This is a genomic window from Micromonospora sp. NPDC005553 (genome assembly GCF_042871765.1).
Classification (GTDB): domain Bacteria; phylum Actinomycetota; class Actinomycetes; order Mycobacteriales; family Micromonosporaceae; genus Micromonospora.
The window spans coordinates 734,540-757,129 of record NZ_JBIAJD010000001.1; the positions used below are offsets into that span (position 1 = coordinate 734,540).

Below are 22,590 nucleotides of genomic sequence, written 5' to 3' on the forward strand. Positions count from 1 at the left end.
GCCCGTGGCCCGTCGATCCATGCTTCAGCGCCTCGGCACGGCCGGCTCGGGGAGCGTGCGGAACAGCAGCCAACTCAGCGCGGGCATCAAAATCAGCGGGGCGAGGGCAACCTGGAGGGAGATCGCGTCGGCGACACCGCCGATAAGTGGACTGACCAGGCCGCCGACGCTGACGGTCAGGCCCAGTGTGATGCCACTCGCGGTACCGACGCGGTTCGGGAGGTAGTCCTGGCCAAGGGTGATCTGGAGCGAGAACGGGATGTAGAGCCCAGCCGAGGTGAGCGCCACGAACAGATAGAACGCCGGCCCGGAAACGAGCACGACCCCCGCGACGGCGGCAATGCTCACCAGGTACGACCAGCGCACGACGGTGACCCGGTCCCAGCGGCCGGCCAGGTTGCCCCCCAGCACCGTACCCACCGCTCCGCCGAGGTAGAGCACTACCAGCGCCGCCGTTCCCGCCGAGGTTCCCCCGTCGGTGCGCTGCGGCGCGTAGAGCGCCAGGAACGTGCTCAGACCGGCGAACGCGACGGAGCGGCAGACGACGGCCAGCGACAACCGGCCGAATGAGGCCCTGTTGTCGGTCCCGATCCACCGCGGGATATCGGAACCGGCCTCCGCCGTCGGGCGCAGCGCGCGAAGGACGGGCAGGCACAGCACGCTGCCCGCGAGGGCCGGCAGCACGAGCAGCGGAGTGAGTCGCAGACCGCCGCTGGCGACGACGGCGGCGACCAGAATGGGAGCGACGGCGAAGCCGAGGTTGCCGCCGAGGGAAAACCAACCCATCCCGGCGTGACTTCCACCGCTGGCGATCCGCGCGACCCGGGCGGACTCGGGATGGTACGCCGCGACTCCGATCCCGGAGACGGCCACGAACGCCAGCGTCAACGGGTACGAACCGGTGATTCCGCTGCACGCGATTCCCAGTCCGCCCAGGATCGTGCTCAGTGGCAACAACCAGGGCATTGCCCACCGGTCCGTCAGCGCACCGAACAGCGGTTGCGCTACCGAGGAGAGCAGCGAGGCGGCGAGCACCACACCGGAGGCCGCCGCGTAGGTGTAGGCACGCTCAGCGATGAAGAACGGTATGAGCGCGGCCACGGCTCCCTGGTAGACGTCCACGCAACCATGCCCGACGGACAGCAAGATGATCGTTCTTTTTCTCCGCACGCCGCCATGCTCGCCGCTTCCCGACCTGTCGGGCTTCCGATAATCTGCCAACCAATGACGAGAATCCGCCACCGGCCGGTGGCACCGACTCGCGCCCAGCGGCTGGCGTCCGGGTCCGTGATCGACGTACACCGCCACGACGACCATCAGATCGTCTACGCCGCCCGCGGGGTGCTGGCCATCACCACCGACGCGGGAGCCTGGGTCGTCCCCGCCAGCCGCGCCATCTGGGTGCCCGCCGGAACCGCACACGGCCACCAGGCCCACGGCGCACTCGAACTGCACCTGATCGGCCTGCCCGCGACTGAGGACCCGCTGAATCTGACGGAGCCGACCGTGCTGGCCGTCGGGCCGCTGCTGCGCGAGCTGATCCTCGCCTACACCCGCGCCCCTCAGGATGACAGCCCCGCGCCTGCGCGGCTGCGGGCCGTACTGCTCGACCAGTTGCGGTCCTCGGCCACCCAGCCCGTGCACCTGCCCACGCCCACCGAGCCCCGATTGAAGGCACTCTGCGCGATCCTGTACGCCGACCCGGCCGACAACCGCACCCTGGCCGCGCTCGGCAGGCAGGTCGGCGGAAGTGACCGGACGCTGTCCCGCCTGTTCCGCTCCGACCTCGGCATGACCTTCCCGCAGTGGCGTACCCAACTGCGGCTGCACCGTGCTCTGGTGATGCTGGCCGAGGACGTACCGGTCACCGCCGTGGCGCATCAGTGTGGGTGGTCCTCCGCCAGCGCGTTCATCGATGTCTTCCGGCGCGCCTTCGGGCACACCCCGGGCAGACACGAGCGCCGGTAACAGAACGGCCGCCGCCCTCTCCAGGACCCCGCCGGTCGGTTAGCGGACATCCACCGGGCCGGATCACGACAGCGCTCGCGGCACCCTTAGGCGCAGGCTGGCCGGGATCTGTGCCGACCGTCGGCACCCGGAGGAGGCTCGCGGCCCATGGGCGTACCCCGCGCAGGGACGGTGGTGCTCGCCGGCGGTCTCGCCCTACTGCTGTTGGCCACCACGGCCGGGTGCAGACGGTCGCGTCCGTCACCGTCACCGACACCGACCAGCGGCACGGCGGCTGTCGGCCTGACGGTCAGCTCCTCGCAGCCGTCGTACCGGGTGGGTGAGCAGATCAGCCTGCGGCTGAGGCTGGTCAACAACCGCGACGCCGAGTGCCAGCTCAGTCGGGTGCCGGACGGGGCGGTGACGGTCATGTCGTTGACCCGCGACGGCACGGCGGTGGCGCCCGCGATCGGCGGCGCGGCCTACTACCGGGACTTCACCGCGTACCTGATCGAGAACCTGGTACGGGTGCCCCCGCGTGGGTCGGTGGAGCTGACGCTGGGCAGCGACCCGCAGAGCCCGGTCGGCGCGGCGTTGACCACCTCCGCGCCGGACGGGCGGGGCGGGGCCACCGTCACGTGGTGGCCGGTCGACCAAACGGGGGCGTACCGGCTGGTCCTGGGCTACCTGCGAGCGCCGCTGCGCGGTGTGCCGGCGGACGCCTGCGCCGCGACGGCCGAGCAGGGCACTGTCGCGTTCGAGGTGAGGGGCGGGTGACCGGGTTGCGAAGCCGAGTGCGGACGGGCGTCGTGCTGGCGGGCGTCCTGGTGCTGCTCGCCCCACAGGCGGCGTCCGCCGTGGTCAGCGTCAACGACGACCTGCAAGTCGAGTACGCGGGCTGCGTCGGACAGATCCGCGGCTCCGGCAACGGCGCCGTCCTCGACAAGCTGGAACGCTCCGGCAAGAGAATCAAGGTCCGGAGACCCGTCATCGGTAAGGAGAGCAGCACCACGACGTACGTCCCGGGCAGTGACGTGCAGATCAACTGGGTGCCGGAGAACGACGGGCGGGCGCTGTCGGAGGAGGGAAATGGTTTCACCGAGGATCAGTGCGCCACCCTGATCCACGAGATGAACCATGCCCTCGACGCGGTGAACGACACCCGCCGGGGCCAGTTCTGCACGCAGGGCGGTCAACAGGCCAGCACCGCGGACCCGGCCGAGGTGCACGCGGTGTTGGCGGAGAACGCGTACCGCAAGGCGGTCGGTGTGCCACTGCGCACGACGTACAGCGGTGTGAAGCTCCCGTCCAACGGCAAGGACTGCGACCAGCCCAGGCCCCGACCACCCGGTGGCGGTGGTTGTTCGATCTCGGTGATCGGCAAGGGTTACCGGTGCGCGAACAGCAACGGCGACCCGCACCTGCTCACCTACGACGGTCTGCGCTACGACTTCCAGGCCGCCGGTGAGTTCGTCCTGACCCGCTCGACGACCGACGACTTCGAGGTCCAGGTACGACAGACGATGTTCCCGGCCAGTTCGGTGGTGGCCGTCAACTCGGCGGTCGCCGCGCGGGTGGCCGGTGACCGGGTCGGCGTGTACGCCACGCCCGACGGTCCGGCGGTCCGGGTGAACGGCGCCGCGCCGGTGGCCGCGCCGGACGGGGTGAGGCTGCCGCACGGTGGCACCGTCACCACCTGGGGAGACGGCACTGTGACAGTGCAGTGGCCGGGCGGCGCGCGACTGACCGCGCAGCCGATCGGGGTGTGGGGGCTGAGCGTGAGCGTCAGCGCGCCCACTGCCTGGGCCGGGACGCTGCAGGGTCTGCTCGGCGACCATGACGGTGACCCCGGCGACGACCTGACGGTCCGCAACGGCAAGCGGGTGGCGCAGCCGCCCACCTTCGAGGCGCTGTACCCGGGCTTCGCCGACAGTTGGCGCGTCGAGGCGCAACGGTCGCTGTTCGATTACGAGCCGGGGCAGAACACCGGCACGTTCACCGACCGGCGGTTCCCGGACCGACTGCTCACCGTCGGGGACCTGCCCGACCGAGCCACCGCCGAACTCGTCTGCAGGCGGGCCGGTGTCACCGACCCGCAGATTTTCGCCGACTGTGTGCTCGACGTCGGCCTCACCGGGCAGGTGGCGTTCGCCGAGGACGCCGCCCGCGCGCAGCGCGACGTGCCCGCTGCCGGTGATGTCGAGCTGGAGGTGAGCCGGGCCGGCGCCACGGCCGCGATGAAGGTGCCGGGCCGGGCCGGTCAGAAGATCTTCGTGGAGGTGCCCGCCGCCACCGTGCCGGATCGCTGCGGCGTGTTGCTGCTGCTCGACCCGCAGGGCCGCCAACTGGCGACCGGCTGTGTCATCTCCGGCGTCGGCTTCATCGACACGACCACGTTGACGGCCACCGGCGACCATCAGGTGGTGCTCGATCCGTGGGATGCCGACCTCGGTCGGGCAACCGTACGGGTCGTTGCGGTGACCGACGAGGAGAAGACGCTCACGCTGGACGGGCCCGCGGTCCGGGCGAGGCTCGCCCAACCGGGCGCGGTCAGCCGTCTGTCCTTCGACGGCCGCGCCGGTCAGAAGATCTTCCTCCAGGTCACCGAGGCCACAGTGCCGGACCGGTGCAACCTGTTGCGCCTGCGCGACCCGGCCGGTGAACAGGTGACCAGCGGCTGCGTGATCGGCGGCCAGGGACATGTCGACGGGTTCGTCCTGCCGGCCACCGGCCGGTACGTGCTGGAGGTCGACGGGACCTCCACCGACACCGGCTCGGCGGACGTACGGCTACGCGACGCTCACGACGAGGAGGCCGACAGCGTCGCGGACGGCCGAGCCGCCACCCTGACGGTCAGCAGACCGGGTGCGGTGAGCCGGCTGAGGTTCCCCGCCGACGCCGGTCGTCGCGTCACCGTCGAGGTGACTGCCGCCAGCCTGCCCGACCGGTGCGGAATTCTGCTCCTGAACGGCCCCGCCGGCGACACTGTCGGAAGCGGCTGCGTCATCGGCGGGACGGGGCGCTTCGAGACGGGTCCGCTGCCCCAGGGCGGCACGTACACCCTCGTGCTGGACCCGTGGGCGGACGACACCGGCTCGGGCACAATCATCCTGCGTCAGGGTCGCTGACTGCGGCGGCCTGCTGTGGGGGGCGCCCTTTCCAAACGAGCGTGATGCCTGTGAGTCATCGAGATGACTCACAGGCATCACACACTCCGGGGAGTGTCAGGGGCCGGCCGAGCCACCGTGACCAAGGACGCCCTGGCCAATCGGTCAGCCGGTGGCGCAGACGGTGCCGTTGAGGGTGAACGCCGTGGGCAGCACGTTCGGCCCGCCGTACGCGCCGACGAAGCCGGCACTCACCGTGCCGCCGGCGGCGATCTGCCGGTTGTCGGTGGTGGGCGTGACCCGCACCGCGGTGCCGACCTGTTCCCAGGTGGCGCTCCAACCGCTGCTCACCTGTTGCCAACCGGTGGGCCAGGTCCAGGTGAGCGTCCAGCCGTTGATCGGGCTGGACCCGTTGTTGATGATCTCGACGCCACCGATGTAACCGTTGCCCCAGTCGTTGTTGGCGCTGAAGCGGACAGTGCACGTACTGGCGGCAGGGCTGCCGGTGGCGAAGGTCAGCGGCGGTGAGGCCCAGGAGACGCGTCCGGCGGTGTCGCGGGCCAGCACGTTGACCGTGTACCTGCTGCCCGGCACGAGGTTGTCGACGGTGAACGAGGTGCTCGTCGTCTCGCCGACCTGCTCGCTGACCGCGCCGTACTGCCGGTGCACCTCGTACTTGGCGATCGGGCTGGCGCCCGGGGCGGACGCCGGCCAGGTGATCGTCGCGGCGCGGTCGGTGACGCCGCTCGCGGTCGGCTGGCCCGGTGCCGTCGGCCGTCCGCCGGTCGCGCCGGCCGCCCGCAGCACGAGCGTGGTCAACGAGTACGCGGGCAGTGTCCGGCTGGTCGCCGAGCCGGACTGGCTGGTGACGATGCCGGTGGCCCCGTTGGTGAGGGTGGACACCGTCGGCGCGACGGTCGACGGGGTGAACCCGGAGTAGTCGATGGTGACCGGGTGGTCGTTGTCCGGGTCCTTGTTCACCAGAAGCACGGCGAGGTCACCGTTGCTCCGGCGGACGGCGTGGGCGGTGACCAGAGGCTCGTCGGTGCCAGCGCGAACGAACTGGTCGCCGGTCTTCGCGAAGAGCTTCATCATGCTCAGCCCGTGGTACGGCGCGAACGGTGTGTTCAGCGGCGGTTGGCAGACCGAGCCGTCCTCGGTGCAGGCTCCGCTGGAGAGCATCCCGAAGTCGCCGTAGTCGGTCTGACCGGCCACCTGCGTCACGGTGCCCATGCCGTTGTGCACGTTCCACCATTGGGCGGTGAAGACGCCGTTCTCCAGCAGACCGCTGTAGACGTCGGCGAGGAACAGCGCGGCCGGTTGGGTGTTCCGGCCGGCGTCGACGTTCAGCTCGGTGAAGCTGATGCCGATGCGGTCGGCGTTCGGGCCGGCGTACCTGGCGAGCTGCTGCCGCAGCAGGTAGGTGGCGTCGGGGAGGTGGTTGACGCGGGCCAGCGACTCGGCGGCGGTGCCGCCCGGATACCAGTGCACGTCCACGAAGTCGATCTTCGAGCCGGCGATGGAGAGCACTGTCTGGTTCCACGGGCCCGGGTCGCTGCCGGCGGTGATCCCGTCCGGCCAGTTGCCCGGCATGGTCAGCACCGCTCCGACCTTGATGCTCGGGTCGACCGCCTTCATCGCGTCGGCGTACTCGACGACCAGCCTCGCGTACTGTGTGGCGCTCTTGTCGGGGTGGTCGTCGGCCTCCCACGCGGATCCGTAGTGGCCGTTGCCGTAGTTCTCGTTGCCGACGGTCCAGTAACGCGCGTCGTAGCCCTTGGTGACGTTGGCGTACCGCACCCAGTCGGCTGCCTCGGCGGGCGAGCCGGTGCCGTAGTTCGCGATGATCATCGGCTGCGCGCCGACGCGCCGGACCGCCGCCATGAAGGTGTCGAAGTCGGTCCCCGGCGCGACGTAACCGCCGGGCGCGGTGTGGTCCTTCCAGTGGTAGATGTCGGCGTACGAGCCGCCGGGGTAGCGCATCATCTGCACACCGGCATCTCTGAGCAGGTCCGATGTCTCGGCGGTGCCGAGGTTCGAGTCCCAGATGGCGTGGTTGACGCCGAGAGCGGTGTCCGGCACGCTCGCCAGCCCCGCGCGGGTGTTGACGGTCACGGTGACCGGGTCGGCCGCCGCGCTGGCGGTTGGCGGGTTGACGCCCGCGAGCGCGCTCGCGGCGAGCAGCAGGCCCGCCAGGAGTGCTGCTCGGGTCTTCGGTTTACGCATGGGCGGGGTTCCTTCGCGCAGATGAGCCGCCCGACCGGTCAGGGTGCGCACCGGTGACGGGCGATCTCGTGGACGGCAGACTCGGGTTGGTCCATTGCTCGTGTCACCGCCCCCCGAGATCACATCTGATCCCGGCTGCCCAGTGGACGGACGTCAGCCCCGCGCGCGGCTCTTCATCGACGTACCACAATGGCACTGTCGGTTGGACAATCTCAAGACGCGTCAGACGTCGTCTTCGCCGCGCTCCCCGCGCCCCGTGAACGCCCCTACACGAGATCGACAGTCGTCGAACGTTACAGCTTGACGAACGGCATGTTATCGCTCACAGTCGATGCGAGGCGGTCAGCGTCCGCGGCTCACCGGGAGGCCCTCGCTGGTTCGACCTCAGTGGTCAGGACGTCCCCGGGGCAGGTGGACGTCGCATCAGGATCCGTCAGCAGCCGCCGGTGACGCGCGGCGGACGTCGCGCGCCCCGGGGCCACCCTGGCGCCGTCGTCGATCCGCCTGCGCCGGACCGCCGCGCTGCCGCCGGGTCCCCGACTCACGACAAGAGGAACCGCCGATGAGATCAAGGATCGCACTGCTGGCCGCCACGCTGGCGACGGCCCTGGCGACGATGACGGCAGTGGTCACGGTCGCCACCCCGGCGTCGGCCGCGACGCTCACCCAGGTGACCAACTTCGGCACCAACCCGACGAACCTCCAGATGCACCTGTACGTGCCGGACCGGGTCGCGGCCCAGCCGGCCCTGCTCCTCGCCCTGCACTACTGCACCGGCAGCGGTCCGGCGGTGCACAGCGGCTTCGGCCTGAGCACCCTCGCCGACCGCTACGGCTTCATCGTGATCTACCCGTCGGTGACCCGGAGCAGCAAGTGTTGGGACGTATCGTCACCGCAGGCCCTGCGGCGCGACGGCGGCAGCGACCCGGTGGGCCTCAAGTCCATGGTCGACCACGTCCGGAGCCGCTACCCGGTCGACGCCAACCGGATCGGCGTGGGTGGGTTCTCCTCCGGCGCCATGATGACCAACGTCATGGTCGGCCTCTACCCGGATCTGTTCCACGCCGGGTTCAGCTCCTCCGGGGTCCCGTTCGGGTGCTTCGCCACCACCAACGGCGCGGAGTGGAACAGCGAGTGCTCCGGCGGACGGATCGTCAGGACCGGGCAGCAGTGGGGTGACCTGGTCCGCAACGCCTACCCCGGTTACTCCGGCAAGCGTCCCCGGTTCCAGATCTGGCACGGCACCACGGACACCACGCTGAGCTACGTCAACTTCGGCGAGCAGATCAAGCAGTGGACCAACGTGCAGGGCGTGTCGCAGACCCCCAGCTTCACCGACTCCCCGCAGGCCAGCGCCACCCGTACGCGGTACGGAGGCACCGGCGGCACGGCACCCGTCGAGGCGATCAGCTTCCAGGGGTACGGCCACTCCATCCCGTTCGACGCCGCGCAGGCCATCCGGTTCCTCGGCTTCGACACCACGAGCCCCACCACGCCGCCACCCGGCGGCACGTCGGCGCCGCTGCGCAACGCGGCCGCCAACCGCTGCCTCGACGTCCCGTCGCGGTCGCAGAACAACGGCACCCAACTGACGTTGTGGGACTGCAACGGCGGCACCAACCAGCAGTGGACGTCGACCGCCGCGAAACAACTCCAGGTGTACGGCACGAAGTGCCTGGACGCCGAGGGCGCCGGAACCTCGCCCGGCACGCGGGTGATCATCTGGGACTGCAACGGCGGCACCAACCAGCAGTGGAACGTCAACACCGATGGCACGGTGACCGGCGCGCAGTCCGGCCTGTGCCTGACGCCCAACGCCGCCGGAACCGCCAACGGCACCCCTGCGGTCCTGTCGAGCTGCAACGGCTCGAACAGCCAGCGGTGGTCCCGAAGCTGACGCCCTGACCGACGGCGGCGTACACCGTCGGTTGTTCGTGCGGTTGTTCGTGCGGGTGTGCGTCCCGCTGCTCGGGCCCGGACTCCGAACAGCGGGACGCAAACCGGCGGCCAGGGCCGGGATCGACGGTCGCCATCAGGGCGGCCCAACTGCGGGCCACTGCTCAGCGAAGTGCGCTGGGCAGGTGGGCGGGCCGGTCGTCGCACGACTGTCCCGGCTGCTGCGGTGCCCTGGAATCCCGGTGGCCGTTCACGCCTCGGCCGCGTGGCGCGCGGGTCGCCCGGTGGTGGTCTCAGGCCGTCTCGCGCCGGCCACGTGCCACCCGCCCCACGCCACGATCGTCATCCGTCACGCCTCGGGCCAATGGCGACAGCTCCGTCACGGCGGCCTGAGATCGGTCAAGCGTTGACGACTGTCCGTCACGTTAGCGTTAACAGTGAGCAATTGTCCATAGACAATCGATGACTCGGCTACGGCATCGGGTCGCCGCCGACGACAGTCGTGAGCGCGGACGGAATAGCCTTGCGGCATGCGGGGACGATTCGGCGCGGCCAGACGCTGGTACGGGGAACACCCGTTGGTCCGTCGTACGGTCCTCGCGCTCGTGGTGGGGATCGTGGTGCTGACCGGCGGCACGGTGGCCAGCGTGACGTGGATCCGCGACACCGCGGAGGGCCACCTCTACGGCGAGTCCGAGGTGCCGGACGCCCCGGTCGCCCTGGTCCTGGGCACCAAGGTGGACGCCGACGGCACGCCCTCACCCGTCCTCGCCGCCCGGTTGGAGATCGCGCGGCGGCTGTTCGACGCCGGCAAGGTGCGGGCGATCCTCGTGTCCGGCGACAACATGAACGCCGACTACAACGAGCCCGCCGCTATGCGGAAATGGCTGGTGGAGCGGGGCGTACCAGCGCACAAGGTGGTGCCGGACTACGCCGGCTTCGACACGTACGACTCGTGTGCGCGCGCTGAGCGGATCTTCGGGGTGCGGCGAGCCACTGTGGTGACCCAGACCTTCCACCTTCCGCGGGCCGTGGCACTGTGCCGCCGCCTCGGCATCGACGCCAATGGCGTGGGCGACGACAGCGCGAAGCGGTACGCCCAGACGTGGTGGTTCAGTTCGTACCGGGAGAACGGCGCCTGTCTGAAGGCAGCGCTGGAGTTGCTCTCCGGTCGGGATCCGGCGCACCTCGGCCGCCGGGAGACGGGCGTCGACGACGCGTTGCGCATCGACTAGGCAAGGTCAGGAGCGTCTTGGTGCGGCGCTGTCGCGGACGATGAGTTCGGTGGCGAGTTCGACCCGGGGGCTCTCGGTCCTCTCGCCGCTGGCGAGGCGCAGCACGGTCCGCGCGGCCAGCATGCCCATCTCGGCCAGGGGTTGCCGGACGGTGGTCAGCGGTGGCGAGCACCAGCGCACCTCCGGCAGATCGTCGAAGCCGACCACGCTGACGTCGTCGGGCACCCGCAGACCCCGTTTACGGACCGCCTCGTAGACGCCGAGGGCCATCTGATCGCTGGAGGCGCAGATGGCGGTGGGCGGGTCGGGCAGGGCCAGCAGTTGCGTACCCGCTGTGAAGCCGGCTTCGTGGTAGAAGTTGCCGGGGCGGATCAGGGCGTCGTCGATGGGGATCCCGGCGGCGCCGAGGGCGGCCCGGTAGCCGTCCATCCGGGCCCGGCTGCACATCAGGTGCGGCGGGCCGGCGATGAAGCCGATGCGGCGGTGGCCGAGGCTGATCAGGTACTGGTTGGCGCTGAGGCTGCCCGCCCAGTTGGTGGCTCCGATGGTGGGTGACTCCTGCGGGTCGACCCCGGCCGGGTCGATGATGACGACCGGCAGGTGGAGCCGACGCAGCTCGGCCTGCAACGGTGGGTTCACCATCGAGGTCACGAAGATGATTCCCTCGGTGGACCGCGTACGCATGTTGTCGAGCCACTGCTTGGCCGAGGAGATGCGCCAGTGGATGGCCGACACGACGGTGCCGACGCCACTGGTCTGGCCGACGTCCTCCACCCCACGGATGATCTCCACGGCCCACGGGCTGTCCAGGTCGTTGAAGACCAGATCGATGAGGGCGGCGTCGGTACGCCGTGACGGTGAGCGGCGGCGGTAGCCGTGCCGGTTCAGTAGCTCCTCGACGCGTTCCCGGGTGTCGGGGGCGACGTCGGAGCGGCCGTTGATGACCCGGGAGACGGTGGGCACCGAGACTCCGGCCAACCGCGCGATCATGGCGATGGTGACGTTTCGGCCGTTCTCCGTGCCCACGGTCCCCCCTGCGGAGCTATGGATCTCCGAAACTTTCAATGCTTCGCCGGTAATGCCGATCGATGGCCGGCACGCTACGAGCTGTTGTCCCAGCGGTCAAGACCTCTGTCCTATTGCGAAAAGAGCGGCTAGCGTAAGCAGGGACTCCAGTGATCCAGGACCGCGATTTTCCGGAAGTTCCAGACAGCCCGTCCAGAGGAGTGCTCGTGTCGACCGACATCGCTAACGTGGCGACCGCTATCCGGTCGATCCGCAATCCCATCCTCGCCGGCTTCCACCCGGACCCGTCGATCCTGCGCGTCGGCGACGACTACTACCTGGCCACCTCGACCTTCGAGTGGTATCCGGGTGTGCTCGTGCACCACTCGCGTGATCTGGTGAACTGGCGCAGCCTGGGTGGGATCATCACCGACCGGCGCCTGCTCGATCTGCGCGGATGCGGCGACTCCAACGGAGTGTGGGCGCCCGACCTGACGTACCACGACGGTCAGTTCCACCTCGTCTACAGCGACGTGGCCAGCTTCGCCAGCGGCTACTGGGATCCGCAGAACTTCCTGGTCACCGCAGAGGACATCAGCGGCCCCTGGTCCGATCCGGTGAAACTGCACGGGCGCGGGTTCGACGCGGCGCTGTTCCACGACGACGACGGCACCACGTGGCTGCTGGGCATGAGCGCGGACTGGCGGCCCGGCCGCGACCGCTTCGGTGGCATCGAGATACAGCAGTACGACCGGGCCGCACGCCGTCTGGTCGGCAGCCCCCGCATCCTGTTCACCGGCTCCCCGGCCGGGCTCACCGAGGGTCCACACCTGTACCGCCACGACGGCTGGTACTGGCTGATCACCGCCGAGGGCGGCACCAGTTGGGAGCACCAGGTCACCGTGGCGCGGTCCCGGGAGCTGTTCGGACCGTACGAGGTGGACCCGGACGGGCCACTGCTCACCTCCTTCGGGCGGCCCGACCTGCGGTTGCAGAAGGCGGGGCACGGCAGTCTGGTCCACACGCAGAACGGCGAGTGGTACCTGGCCCACCTGGTTGGTCGCCCGTACTCCCCGCTGGGCAACTGCGTGCTGGGTCGGGAGACAGCGATCCAGCGGGTCGAGTGGCCGTCGGGCGGCTGGCCGCGCATCGCCGGAGGGGTGCCGGCGGACGATGTCGTCGCACCCGACCTGCCCACGCACCCCTGGCCGGCGGAGCCCGAGACGGACCACTTCGACGCCCCCGAGCTGGGCCGGTGCTGGTCCACGCTGCGTCGGCCGGCCACCCCGGACTGGGTCGACCTGCGCACCCGCCCGTCGTACCTGCGGGTCCACGGCGGGCAGTCGCCGGTCGGTCGGCAGGCACCCAGCCTGGTCGGGCGGCGCGTCGGCGCGAGGGAGTGCTCGCTGGAGACCGTTGTGGAGTTCGCACCGGCCGACCATCGTCAGCTCGCCGGGATCACCGCCTACTACAACACGCTCAACTGGCACCACCTCTACCTGACCCGGGCCGACGACGGCCGGACGGTGCTGGAGCTGCTCAGCTCCGACAACGGGCGGCGCACCGCGTACCCCGAGCTGACCGTCGATGTCGACGGCGTCGCCCGGGTCGGCCTGCGGGCCGTCTTCGACGGGCCGGCAGTGCGCTTCGACTACGACATCGGTGCCGGTTGGCAGCGGCTACCTGTCGAGCTGGACGCGACCATCCTGTCCGACGAGCACGCCGCGCTGATCATCGACGGTGAGCCGGCGGCGTGGGGCTTCACGGGGGCGTTCCTGGGCCTGTGGGTGCAGGACCTGGGCGGCGACGGCGTGCACGCCGACTTCGACCTGGCCACCTACCGGGAACAGTGACCACGCGGACGGCACTCGGCGGGTGCCGTCCGCGTGCCCACTCCTCCTACCTGGCCTGAGCGGCGACGGCCCGCAGCTGGCCGAGAGTGGTGCGGAAACCGCGGCCGGAGGCGGCGGGGTCCTCGGCGTTCAGGCCGCTGACGGCCATGGTCTGCGAGCGGGTCGTGGCGACGGCCTCCGCGCCGGACCCGTTCAGGTCGAACACGCCGAAGTCGCCGCTGAGCGTCCGGAACGTCGAGGCCGCCGGGTCCTGGGCGAGGTAGAGCACCACGACCTGGCCGGCCTCGAGCTTCGACATGTGCGCCATGTCCGGCACGCCGGCGGGCAGCTGGGCGAGCGTGATCCGCGCCCCGGCCCGCACTGTCGATCCGGTCGTCGCACGCAGCACCTCGTCGACCCGGAATCCGGTCTCCTCGACCTCACCGCGTACCACCAGGTCCGCGGTGTCGCTGAGCTGCCGCACCGTGGCGTACCCACGCAGCTTGCCCTTGATCGGCGGGGGCGCGACCTCCGTCGGCGGGGCGGCGCTGCTCGGGGCGGGCCCGGCGGCCCGGTCGGCGTCACCGCCGCTGCCGCAGGCGGCCAGGGCCGCGACGGACAGCACGGCGGCGGCCGTGGCCCACAGCGGCCGGGTACGGCGAAGGTCGACTGCCATGGAACGCTCCTCGCGTCTCGGTGCCGTCCCGGGCCGTCTCGCTCGGAACGCGGCACTGCTTACGCCTTCTATCTGTGCGTCCCGGGCACCGAGTTCCATTTTTTTCCGGCTCAGCTTTTCGGGGGTCAGCGCCGCTCGCGCGCGAGCTGACGAAGCTCGGCAAGCGTGGTGACGAACGCGCGACCCGCAGCGGTGGCGTCCTCGCTACGCAGACCGGTCACCGACATCGCCGGTGACCGGCTGGTGGCCGTTTCCCCGGCGAGGTCGAAAATCCCGAACTCCCCGCCGAGCGGGTGGTAGACGCGCGCAGCCGGGTCGACGAGGCCCAGGTAGAGGACGCTCGGCCGGCCGGCCGTCCCGGCCAGTTCCGCGGCCACGATGATCTCGGTGGGCACCGGGGCGGCCGGGGCGCGGTACAGCACCTCCGCCACGCGGTAGACCGCCCGCCCGTTTGTCACCGACGCCACCTCGCCGCGGACAACCAGGTCGGCCGTGTCGGTGAGTTGGCGCACGGTGCCGTACCCACGATTCTTGGCGGCCGTGCCCGGCGGCGCCGGCCGAGCGGCCGGACTGGTCGCCTCGGGTGACGGGATCGCGGCCGGGGGCGCGTCGCCGGAACGGCTCGCGAGCCCTCCGCCGATCCCCGCCACCACCAGGACCAACGCGGCCGCCGCGAGCGCGGGCCGCGACGACACGAAGGCCCTTCTTCGGGTACGCGGCTCCTGCGTGATCGCCGCGAGCAGGCGACGGCGGTGCACCTCGTGCCGGCCCTCCGGCAGGTCCTGGTCGCCGGGGTGGGGGGCGATCTTCGCCCACTCGGCCGGGTCCGGCGCGCTCACTGGCTGCCCTCCCGTACGAGCGAGGTGTCCACGACCGGCGGTCGCGCGGCGCGCGGCGGCGCGTCGACGAGGGTACGGAGCCGGGCGCGGGCCCGCGACAGCCGGGAGCGCACCGTACCGACCGGAACACCCAGCGCCTCCGCCGCGGACTCGTAGTCGAGGCCCTCCCACAGGCACAGGGTCAGCACCTCGCGCTCGGATCGACGCAGCCGGGCGAGCGCGTCGATGGCGGCGGCGATGCGTCGGCTGTCGTCGAGTCTGCCGGCGACCTCGTCGGCGTGGTCGGGCAGTGTGAAGTCGGAGGCGAGCAGCGCGGCGGCCACCCTGCGGTAGCGACGGTTGCTGCGGGCGTGGTTACGGGCCTCGTTGGTGGCGATGCCGAGCAACCAGGGACGCAGCGACCCACCCTCCTCGGTCACCCGCTCCCGGGAGCGCCAGGCCTGCAGGTACGTCGCAGCCATGACGTCCTCCGCCGTGGCCCAGTCGGCGGTCAGCCGGAACGCGTGGTTGTACACCGAGCGCGCGTACGCGTCGAACAGCTCGGCGAACGCGCCGTGGTCACCGGCTCGTACCCGAGCGCGCAGACTCGACTCCATGACCATCTTCTGTCCGTCGGACGGTGCTGGTTCCGACGGACCGGCCCGTTGATCAGTTACGGCCCGACGATAGTCACCGGCAGGTACGTCCCGCCAACGACGGGATGAACAGAGGCCGTCACGCCTCGCGGTCGTCGATTGACGGCGAATCGACGTACTGGTATCTGTTAATACAGTTTCCTGATGCTTGGCCCGGCGCGGCAGTTCGGCGCCGTAGGGCACCGCGAACTGACCGGCTGGCGGCACGCCGCCCCTTCCCCGAGGAACACCCATGGTTCACAAGAGAACAGCCGCCTACGTCGTGGGCACCCTGCTGATCGGCGTCGCCGCCGTCGGCTACGGCCTGCCGTCGGCGAGCGCCGCGACCGCCGGCCCGATCACCGGCCTCGGCGGCAAGTGCGTCGACGTCGCGGGCGCCAGCTCGGCCAACGGCACGGCCGTCCAGCTCTACGACTGCAACGGCAGCGCGGCCCAGACGTGGACCGTCGGGAACAGCGACAACTCGATCCGGGCGCTCGGCAAGTGCCTCGACGTCACCGCCGCGTCGACAGCCAACGGCGCCAAGGTGCAGCTGTACGACTGCAACAACACCGGCGCGCAGAAGTGGACCGCCAGCAACGGCGCGCTCGTCAACACCGCCTCCGGCAAGTGCCTCGACGTCACCGACCGGAGCACCGCCAACGGCGCCCGGTTGCAGATCTGGACGTGCGGCGGCACCACGAACCAGCGGTGGACCCTGCCGGGCGGCGGCACTCCCACCACTCCCCCGCCCACCACCCCGACCGGCACCAACCTCGACGACCCGGCGAAGAAGGACGTCGCCATGCAGCTCGTCTCGGCCGCCGAGAACTCCTCGCTCGACTGGCGCGCGCAGTTCTCCTACATCGAGGACATCGGCGACGGGCGCGGCTACACCGCCGGCATCATCGGCTTCTGCTCCGGCACCGGCGACATGCTCGAACTGGTCGAGGCGTACACCCGCACCAAGCCGGGCAACGTGCTCGCCGGCTACCTGCCAGCGCTGCGCAACGTCAACGGCACCCCGTCGCACTCGGGCCTCGACCCGAACTTCCCCCGCGACTGGCGGACCGCGGCCAACGACCCGGTGTTCCAGGCCGCCCAGGAGGCCGAACGCGACCGGGTCTACTTCAATCCATCGGTACGCGACGGCAAGAACGACCAGGTCCGGGCGCTCGGCCAGTTCGCCTACTACGACGCGGCGGTCATGCACGGGTACGAGGGCATGCGCCAGATCCGCAGCCGTGCCCTGAACCGGGCCAAGCCGCCAGCCCAGGGCGGCGACGAGCGGACCTGGCTGAACGCCTTCCTCGACGAGCGGGTCCTCGAGATGAGGAAGGAAGCGGCCCACTCGGACACCTCCCGCGTCGACACCGCCCAGCGGGTGTTCCTCAACAACGGCAACTTCAACCTGAACACGCCCCTGACGTTCGCCGTCTACGGCGAACAGTTCCGCATCGGCTAGCTCGCTGAGTGGTGGCGGGGTCGTCGTTCGTTTCGCCGACGGCCCCGCCACCCGGCGCTTACGGCAGGATCGTCCGAGTGAACCGGCCTCTGCTCCTGCTCGACGTCGACGGTGTCCTCAGCCCGTACGGGACTCCTCAACCTCCCGCCGGCTACACCGAGCACCACCTCTTCCCCGGCGAAGAACCCGTACGCGTCAACCCCACCCACGGCGGCTGGATCACCGAGGCGAGCGCGGTCCTGGACATCGCCTGGGCCACGAGCTGGAACGACGAAGCCAACCGACTCCTCGCTCCACTTCTGGGCATCGCTCCCCTGCCCGTGATCACCATGCCACCCGCACCGTTCCATCCCAGCGACAAGATTCCGGTCATCGCCGCCTACGCCCAACGACGGCCTGCGGCATGGATCGACGACCTCCACACGCGGCAAGCCCACAACTGGGCCGCAGCACGCAGCAGCCCCACGCTGTTGATCACCGCCGACCCGACGGTTGGCCTCACCCGCAGCTCCATCGATCACGTCATTGCCTGGGCCAAGGCTCTTCAGCGCCCGTCAGAAAATTCCTAGCAAAGCGTCCCAGCCCTCGCTCGTACCCCGGGCACCAGGCAGCGCCGCCGACATCCAGCGCTCGCTCACACCGAGGCCGGGCGGTGCCGTCGACACCCAGCCCTCGCTCACTCCGGGCAACAGCCAGCGCTGTCGACACCAGCTCTCGGCGCGCCGAGCAGCAGGCCATCCTGATCGCCACCTGGGAGAAGTTCGGCACCGACGAACCCTCCGACGAGCGGTCGAGCGAATCGATCATGGTGACTGAAAATGTCGTACACCTGTTCTAGTGTCGGGGCATGCTCGAGGAGTTGGCGCAGGCAGACGACGCGGTCGCCGCGTGCGTCGACGCCCCCGCCTGGGCCCTCCCGGAACACGAGCTGATCGCCGCACTCGACGCCGCGCACCGCCTTCAGCACCGCCTCGCCGCCGTCACCCTGACCCTCATTCGCGAGGTCGACGGCCGCGGCACGCCCCGCGCGCAGGGGGCCTCCTGCACCGCGGTCTGGCTCCGCGAACGACTGCGGCTGACCGTTCCCGCCGCCCGCCGCCTGATCGACCTCGCCACCGCCTTGGACACCGGTAACCCCGGGATACGACAAGCGCTAGCCGACGGGCACCTCAGCCTCGACCAGGCCCGGGTCATCACCGACACCGCCGCCACCGTCCAGGCCACCGCCGGCACGCAGGCCGCCGACAAGGCCGTCAGCCTGCTCACCGACTGGGCCAGCCAATTCGACCCCACCCACCTGCGCAAACTCGGCACCCGCATCCTCGACCACGTCGCCCCCGACATCGCCGACGCCGCCGCCCAAGCCGCCCTCGACACCGAAGCACGCCGCGCCACCCGCGACCGACACCTCACGTTGTCCGAGCAGACCGACGGTCGACTGCGACTCACCGGCACCCTCGACACCGAAACCGCCGGCCTGTTCCGCGCCGCCATCGACCCACTGACCGCCCCATCCGGACCAGACGACACCCGATCCCCCGGGCAACGCCGCCACGACGCCCTCACCGAGGTCTGCCGACTCGCCCTCCGAACCGGCGAACTGCCCGACAGCGGTGGCGACTCCGCCCAGATCGTCATCACCACCAGCTACGACGCGCTGACCCGACAGCTGTCCACCGGCGCTCTCGACATCGGCCTCAGCCTCACACCGGACACGGTGCGCCGACTCGCCTGCGACGCCACCATCCTGCCCACCATCCTCGGCGGCGCCAGCCAGATCCTCGACGTGGGCCGACAACGCCGACTCATCACTGGGCCGCTGCGCCGCGCCCTCGTGCTGCGCGACCGCGGCTGCGCCTTCCCCGGCTGCGACCGACCACCCCGCTGGTGCCACGCCCACCACATCCACCACTGGACCGACGGCGGCACCACCAGCCTGACAAACGCCGTCCTCCTCTGCGGCCACCACCACCGACACCTGCACCACAGCGACTGGACCGTCCAACTCGGCCGCGACGGACACCCCGAATTCACTCCACCCGCCTGGCTGGACCCCGACCAAATCCCGCGCCGCAACCACTACCACCGACGAACGTAGGAACAGCCATCGGTGAGCCGATCCATCGGAGCCAACCCCGCTGCGCAGCGGCGCTATCGCGGATCCGGGAGATCGCGGCAGGACCGGCTGGAGATTTGGCGACCCTATTGCCTCAGGAAGGTGTCCACTGCCCGGCGGAAGTCGTGTGGGTTTTCGACCCACGGAAGGTGGCCGGCCCCGGCGAGGCTCACCCGCTGGCTGTTGGCCAGAGCGCGGTGCAGCGAGTCGACGGCCCAGCGGGGCCGGATGTCCTCGGTGCCGTCGATGATCAGCACGGGCAGGTCGAGCGCTCGGCACTGCTCGGCCATGTCGAATGTGCTGAGCTCTTGCTTGACCTCGGCGTTGACAGCCTGGTTGCACTCGTGGTTGATGCCCAGCCACGGCGTGGCCATGCGATCGGCGTTGCGCAGTGCCGTGCCGTGGTCGGCGAAGTCGGCCGACCACTGAAGTACCGCCCATTCACGTTCCTCCGTGGGCGTGCGGTCGCGCACGCTGAGGGCCTCCCATCGACCCAGATGAGGCCCGAGCCGCAACCGCAGATTGCGCTTGTAGTGCGGGTGCCAGCCGCGATCGGCATCAATGCCGGTCCCGGACACGTAGATCAGATGGCTGACCCGTTCGGGGTGTTCGATGGCGTACCGCAACGCCAGGTGTGCACCCCACGAATGGCCCAACAGGGCTGTCCGCGGACCGGCCAACTGGTCACGTACCGCGTCGAGATCGGCCACGAAGCGGGCGATGCCATACGGTCCACGCCGCTCCGAGCGCCCACAGCCGCGCTGATCCCACCGGATGGTGCGGGCATGCTCTTCGAGCAGCCGGGCTACCGGGGCGAAATAGTCCCAGAGACCCGGACCCCCGTGACAGAGCACCAGAGGCGGCCCGGCGCCGGCCTGTTCCGCCCACAGACGGCAGCCGTCGTCGCCGCGCACGCCCGGGTCCATATCGCCAGTATCGCGTGGCGACTTGACCTCAAGCTCGGGTGAGGTCCTAGCCTCCAATATCGGAGGTAATGCATGAGCATGGAATTTGCCGCGTGGACGTCTCTGCACCACGCGATGAACGCGCAGGACGAGCGACCGCTGTCCCGCGCCACCTTGAAGCGGATCGCGCAGTTCGCACGGCCACACCGCGCCTTGATCGTCAGGTTCCTGCTGCTGAGTGTGGTGACGGCGGTCCTCACTGTGGCGGCGCCCGTTCTCGCCGGTCGGGTGGTCGACGCGATCGTCGACGGGGCCGACAGCGGCGTGGTGATCCGGTTGGCCGTACTGATTGCCGTGATAGCCCTCGCCGAGGCCGGGCTGGGGCTGGTGACGCGATTTCTCTCCGCCAGCATTGGTGAGGGGCTGATCGTTCAACTGCGCACGGCTGTGTTCGACCACGTACAGCGCATGCCGGTGGCCTTCTTCACGCGGACCCGCACGGGCGCACTGGTCAGCCGCCTGAACAACGACGTCATCGGCGCGCAGCGGGCTTTCAGCGACACCCTGTCGAGTGTGGTCGGCAACGCCGTGACGTTGATGCTGACGTTGGCCGTGATGCTCACCTTCTCGTGGCAGATCACGCTGCTGGCGCTCGTTTTGCTGCCCATTTTCGTCCTTCCGGCCCGCCGGATGGGTTCGAGGCTCGCCCAGTTGCAGCGTGAGGCGGCCGAGCACAACGCGGCCATGAGCACCCGGATGACGGAACGTTTCTCCGCACCCGGTGCCACGCTGGTCAAGCTGTACGGGCGGCCGGCCGAGGAGTCCGCCGAGTTCGCGGCTCGGGCACGCCGGGTCCGGGACATCGGCATCCGCGCCGCGATGCTCCAGTGGGTCTTCATCACCGCGCTCACCGTCGTCGGCTCGCTGGCACTGGCCCTGGTCTACGGGCTGGGTGGTCTCTACGCCCTACGGGGCAGCCTCGACGCCGGGACGGTGGTCGCTCTCGCGCTGCTCCTGTCGCGGCTCTACGCACCGCTGACGTCGCTGGCCAGTGCTCGGGTCGAGGTGATGAGCGCGCTGGTGAGCTTCGAGCGGGTGTTCGAGGTCCTCGACCTCAAGCCGCTGATCCTCGACAGATCCGACGCCCGACCCCTTCCGGAGGGGCCGGTCGCGGTCGAGTTCGACGGGGTCCGGTTCGGTTACCCCTCAGCGGACAAGGTGTCGCTCGCGTCCCTTGAGGACGTGGCGAAGCTCGATACGCGCGGCGGTGAGGAAGTGCTGCACGGGGTGTCGTTCCGCGCCGAAGCGGGGCAGATGGTGGCGCTCGTCGGCTCCTCCGGGGCGGGCAAGTCGACGATCGCGCAGCTCGTGCCTCGCCTGTACGACGTCGAGGACGGCGCGGTGAGGCTGGCCGACGTCGACGTCCGTGAGCTGTCAGCCGAGTCGATCCGGGCGGCGTTGGGCGTGGTGACCCAGGACGGGCACCTCTTCCACGAGAGCATCCGCGCCAACCTGGCGTTCGCTCAGCCGGACGCGACCGAGGACGAGATGTGGGAGGTGCTCCGGCGAGCCCGCCTCGACGACCTGATCCGCTCGCTACCCGATGGCCTGGACACCGTCGTGGGCGAGCGCGGATACCGCCTGTCCGGCGGGGAACGGCAACGGCTCACCATCGCACGCCTGCTGCTGGCTCGCCCGCGCGTGGTCATCCTCGACGAAGCCACCGCGCATCTCGACTCCACCTCGGAGGCGGCGGTTCAGGACGCCCTCGCCGAGGCGCTGACCGGCCGGACGAGCGTGGTCATCGCGCACCGGCTCTCCACCATCCGGGCGGCCGACCAGATCCTCGTCGTGGAGGCGGGACGCATCGTCGAACGTGGGCGACACAGTGACCTGCTCGCGGCCGGTGGCCGCTACCACGAGTTGTACCGCACCCAGTTCGCCCAGGACGAGCCGACGGTCCAGGAGCAGCCGACCGTGCAGGAGCAGCGCGTCGCGATCTGACGGGCCCCCGACCACCCGAGACGGTCGCGGCGGTCGGCCCGTCCGGGGAGGGAGAGCCGACCGCCGTGCTGCGCGCGCTGGGCCGAAACGGCAGCGCCGCCCGCCCCGGACAGAACGCCAGGGCGGGCGGCGGCGGTCGGTCAGTCGTCGTCCGAACCGTCGTCGTTGTCGTCGTCAGCATCATTGTCGTCGTCGTTGTCGTCAGCGTCGTCGTTGTCGTCAGCGTCGTTGTCGTCGTCGACCGGCTCCTGCTCGGCCTTGACCACCGAGCCGTTGTCCCGGTCGACGTCCACCTCGTGCTCGGTGTCGCCAGCGACGATCTCGACGCTCCACACCGGTCGGCCGTTCTCCTTCTCGGCTTCGACCTCGACGATCTGACCGCCACCGGCCTTGGCGAGCGCGATCTCACCGGCGCGCTTCTCATCGACCGCGTTACCCGCGGGCGCGCTGCCGGTCGACGGCGTACCGGACGGTGTTGCGCTCGACGGCGTACCCGATGGGGTGCCGACTGACGGCGTACCGGTGATTGCCGGCGCGTCGGTGGCGGTCGGCGCGACGGTTGCCGCGGCGAGTGCCGTGCCGCCGGTCCGCGAGTCGTTCGCGGCGTTGACGCCGAGCGCGACCCCGGCCACCGCCAGCACCGCCGACCCGCCGACCGACGCCAGAAGCAGATTGGTGCGCTTCATAGTGGTGTCCACCTTTCCTCGGTTGTCGACTCCGAGG

At 70.4% G+C, this 22,590-nt stretch carries 19 protein-coding genes; 11 read left to right on the forward strand and 8 right to left on the reverse strand.

From position 1 onward, the window contains the following. Window positions 1–24: 24 nt before the first annotated feature. A complete protein-coding gene (locus ACFYPG_RS03405; protein ID WP_387349994.1) occupies window positions 25–1,317 on the reverse strand; it encodes an MFS transporter in 1,293 nt (430 codons plus the stop codon). Here ACFYPG_RS03405 and ACFYPG_RS03410 point away from each other — a divergent pair. The 3 genes from ACFYPG_RS03410 to ACFYPG_RS03420 all read left to right on the forward strand — a co-directional run bounded on the left by ACFYPG_RS03410 (window position 1,225) and on the right by ACFYPG_RS03420 (window position 5,075). After that, complete coding sequence (locus tag ACFYPG_RS03410; protein ID WP_387349995.1) at window positions 1,225–1,968, forward strand: AraC family transcriptional regulator; 744 nt, start codon at window positions 1,225–1,227, stop codon at window positions 1,966–1,968. The genes ACFYPG_RS03405 and ACFYPG_RS03410 overlap by 93 nt on opposite strands. Window positions 1,969–2,115: 147 nt before the next feature. Beyond that, window positions 2,116–2,724, forward strand: a complete 609-nt coding sequence (locus ACFYPG_RS03415; RefSeq protein WP_387349997.1) for a hypothetical protein — start codon at window positions 2,116–2,118, stop codon at window positions 2,722–2,724. Beyond that, window positions 2,721–5,075, forward strand: coding sequence for a VWD domain-containing protein (locus ACFYPG_RS03420; protein WP_387349999.1), 2,355 nt, complete (start codon window positions 2,721–2,723; stop codon window positions 5,073–5,075). Before ACFYPG_RS03415 ends, ACFYPG_RS03420 begins: the two co-directional genes overlap by 4 nt. Window positions 5,076–5,219: 144 nt before the next feature. Here the strand turns inward: ACFYPG_RS03420 and ACFYPG_RS03425 are convergent, their stop codons facing one another. Beyond that, complete coding sequence (locus ACFYPG_RS03425) at window positions 5,220–7,280, reverse strand: cellulose binding domain-containing protein (protein ID WP_387350001.1); 2,061 nt, start codon at window positions 7,278–7,280, stop codon at window positions 5,220–5,222. 562 nt (window positions 7,281–7,842) lie between these two features. Between ACFYPG_RS03425 and ACFYPG_RS03430 the strand changes: the two genes are divergently transcribed. Both ACFYPG_RS03430 and ACFYPG_RS03435 read left to right on the forward strand, forming a co-directional pair. Continuing rightward, entirely contained in the window at window positions 7,843–9,177 is a 1,335-nt protein-coding gene (locus ACFYPG_RS03430) for a PHB depolymerase family esterase (protein ID WP_355006121.1), read from the forward strand. 529 nt (window positions 9,178–9,706) lie between these two features. Beyond that, window positions 9,707–10,411: an ElyC/SanA/YdcF family protein gene (locus ACFYPG_RS03435; RefSeq protein ID WP_355006122.1), complete on the forward strand. Its 705-nt coding sequence runs from the start codon at window positions 9,707–9,709 to the stop codon at window positions 10,409–10,411. Between the two features lie 6 nt (window positions 10,412–10,417). Here ACFYPG_RS03435 and ACFYPG_RS03440 read toward each other — a convergent pair whose 3' ends face one another. Next, the gene (locus ACFYPG_RS03440) at window positions 10,418–11,401 is read right to left on the reverse strand and encodes a LacI family DNA-binding transcriptional regulator (protein WP_387350884.1); all 984 of its coding nucleotides are present in this window, start codon (window positions 11,399–11,401) and stop codon (window positions 10,418–10,420) included. Between the two features lie 242 nt (window positions 11,402–11,643). Here ACFYPG_RS03440 and ACFYPG_RS03445 point away from each other — a divergent pair, with 242 nt between their 5' ends. Then, complete coding sequence (locus ACFYPG_RS03445) at window positions 11,644–13,269, forward strand: glycoside hydrolase family 43 protein (protein WP_355006128.1); 1,626 nt, start codon at window positions 11,644–11,646, stop codon at window positions 13,267–13,269. A gap of 46 nt (window positions 13,270–13,315) precedes the next feature. On the opposite strand, the gene ACFYPG_RS03450 is transcribed toward ACFYPG_RS03445, so the two are convergent. From ACFYPG_RS03450 to ACFYPG_RS03460, 3 genes are all read right to left on the reverse strand, one after another. Then, the gene (locus ACFYPG_RS03450) at window positions 13,316–13,924 is read right to left on the reverse strand and encodes a hypothetical protein (protein ID WP_387350003.1); all 609 of its coding nucleotides are present in this window, start codon (window positions 13,922–13,924) and stop codon (window positions 13,316–13,318) included. 125 nt (window positions 13,925–14,049) lie between these two features. Then, window positions 14,050–14,763 (reverse strand): hypothetical protein, encoded by a 714-nt coding sequence (locus ACFYPG_RS03455; RefSeq protein WP_387350005.1) that lies wholly within the window; start codon window positions 14,761–14,763, stop codon window positions 14,050–14,052. After that, on the reverse strand, window positions 14,760–15,359 hold the full coding sequence (locus ACFYPG_RS03460; protein WP_387350007.1) for an RNA polymerase sigma factor: 600 nt from the start codon (window positions 15,357–15,359) through the stop codon (window positions 14,760–14,762). The genes ACFYPG_RS03455 and ACFYPG_RS03460 overlap by 4 nt, the downstream gene beginning before the upstream one ends. A 271-nt stretch (window positions 15,360–15,630) precedes the next feature. Between ACFYPG_RS03460 and ACFYPG_RS03465 the strand changes: the two genes are divergently transcribed. From ACFYPG_RS03465 to ACFYPG_RS03480, 4 genes are all read left to right on the forward strand, one after another. Beyond that, the gene (locus ACFYPG_RS03465) at window positions 15,631–16,842 is read left to right on the forward strand and encodes a chitosanase (protein WP_387350009.1); all 1,212 of its coding nucleotides are present in this window, start codon (window positions 15,631–15,633) and stop codon (window positions 16,840–16,842) included. 77 nt (window positions 16,843–16,919) lie between these two features. Further along, on the forward strand, window positions 16,920–17,411 hold the full coding sequence (locus tag ACFYPG_RS03470; protein WP_387350011.1) for an HAD domain-containing protein: 492 nt from the start codon (window positions 16,920–16,922) through the stop codon (window positions 17,409–17,411). A gap of 83 nt (window positions 17,412–17,494) precedes the next feature. Beyond that, entirely contained in the window at window positions 17,495–17,680 is a 186-nt protein-coding gene (locus tag ACFYPG_RS03475; RefSeq protein WP_355006134.1) for a hypothetical protein, read from the forward strand. Window positions 17,681–17,689: 9 nt separating this feature from the next. Beyond that, window positions 17,690–18,940, forward strand: a complete 1,251-nt coding sequence (locus tag ACFYPG_RS03480; protein ID WP_387350013.1) for a DUF222 domain-containing protein — start codon at window positions 17,690–17,692, stop codon at window positions 18,938–18,940. A gap of 104 nt (window positions 18,941–19,044) precedes the next feature. On the opposite strand, the gene ACFYPG_RS03485 is transcribed toward ACFYPG_RS03480, so the two are convergent. Continuing rightward, entirely contained in the window at window positions 19,045–19,872 is an 828-nt protein-coding gene (locus ACFYPG_RS03485) for an alpha/beta fold hydrolase (RefSeq protein WP_387350015.1), read from the reverse strand. Between the two features lie 84 nt (window positions 19,873–19,956). Here ACFYPG_RS03485 and ACFYPG_RS03490 point away from each other — a divergent pair, with 84 nt between their 5' ends. Further along, a complete protein-coding gene (locus tag ACFYPG_RS03490) occupies window positions 19,957–21,867 on the forward strand; it encodes an ABC transporter ATP-binding protein (RefSeq protein WP_387350017.1) in 1,911 nt (636 codons plus the stop codon). 140 nt (window positions 21,868–22,007) lie between these two features. Here ACFYPG_RS03490 and ACFYPG_RS03495 read toward each other — a convergent pair whose 3' ends face one another. After that, window positions 22,008–22,553, reverse strand: a complete 546-nt coding sequence (locus ACFYPG_RS03495; protein ID WP_387350019.1) for a PepSY domain-containing protein — start codon at window positions 22,551–22,553, stop codon at window positions 22,008–22,010. Between the last annotated feature and the right edge of the window lie 37 nt (window positions 22,554–22,590).

What these genes read in the sequence shown, in the direction of transcription:
- ACFYPG_RS03405 (WP_387349994.1), bottom strand. Translation starts at nt 1,317, where the DNA reads ATGGTCGTCGTGGCGGTGTACGTCGATCACGGACCCGGACGCCAGCCG.
- ACFYPG_RS03495 (WP_387350019.1), bottom strand. Translation starts at nt 22,553, where the DNA reads ATGAAGCGCACCAATCTGCTTCTGGCGTCGGTCGGCGGGTCGGCGGTG.
- ACFYPG_RS03480 (WP_387350013.1), top strand. Translation starts at nt 17,690, where the DNA reads ATGCTCGAGGAGTTGGCGCAGGCAGACGACGCGGTCGCCGCGTGCGTC.
- ACFYPG_RS03415 (WP_387349997.1), top strand. Translation starts at nt 2,116, where the DNA reads ATGGGCGTACCCCGCGCAGGGACGGTGGTGCTCGCCGGCGGTCTCGCC.
- ACFYPG_RS03450 (WP_387350003.1), bottom strand. Translation starts at nt 13,924, where the DNA reads ATGGCAGTCGACCTTCGCCGTACCCGGCCGCTGTGGGCCACGGCCGCC.
- ACFYPG_RS03460 (WP_387350007.1), bottom strand. Translation starts at nt 15,359, where the DNA reads ATGGAGTCGAGTCTGCGCGCTCGGGTACGAGCCGGTGACCACGGCGCG.
- ACFYPG_RS03435 (WP_355006122.1), top strand. Translation starts at nt 9,707, where the DNA reads ATGCGGGGACGATTCGGCGCGGCCAGACGCTGGTACGGGGAACACCCG.
- ACFYPG_RS03490 (WP_387350017.1), top strand. Translation starts at nt 19,957, where the DNA reads ATGAGCATGGAATTTGCCGCGTGGACGTCTCTGCACCACGCGATGAAC.
- ACFYPG_RS03465 (WP_387350009.1), top strand. Translation starts at nt 15,631, where the DNA reads ATGGTTCACAAGAGAACAGCCGCCTACGTCGTGGGCACCCTGCTGATC.
- ACFYPG_RS03410 (WP_387349995.1), top strand. Translation starts at nt 1,225, where the DNA reads ATGACGAGAATCCGCCACCGGCCGGTGGCACCGACTCGCGCCCAGCGG.
- ACFYPG_RS03425 (WP_387350001.1), bottom strand. Translation starts at nt 7,280, where the DNA reads ATGCGTAAACCGAAGACCCGAGCAGCACTCCTGGCGGGCCTGCTGCTC.
- ACFYPG_RS03440 (WP_387350884.1), bottom strand. Translation starts at nt 11,401, where the DNA reads ATGATCGCGCGGTTGGCCGGAGTCTCGGTGCCCACCGTCTCCCGGGTC.
- ACFYPG_RS03430 (WP_355006121.1), top strand. Translation starts at nt 7,843, where the DNA reads ATGAGATCAAGGATCGCACTGCTGGCCGCCACGCTGGCGACGGCCCTG.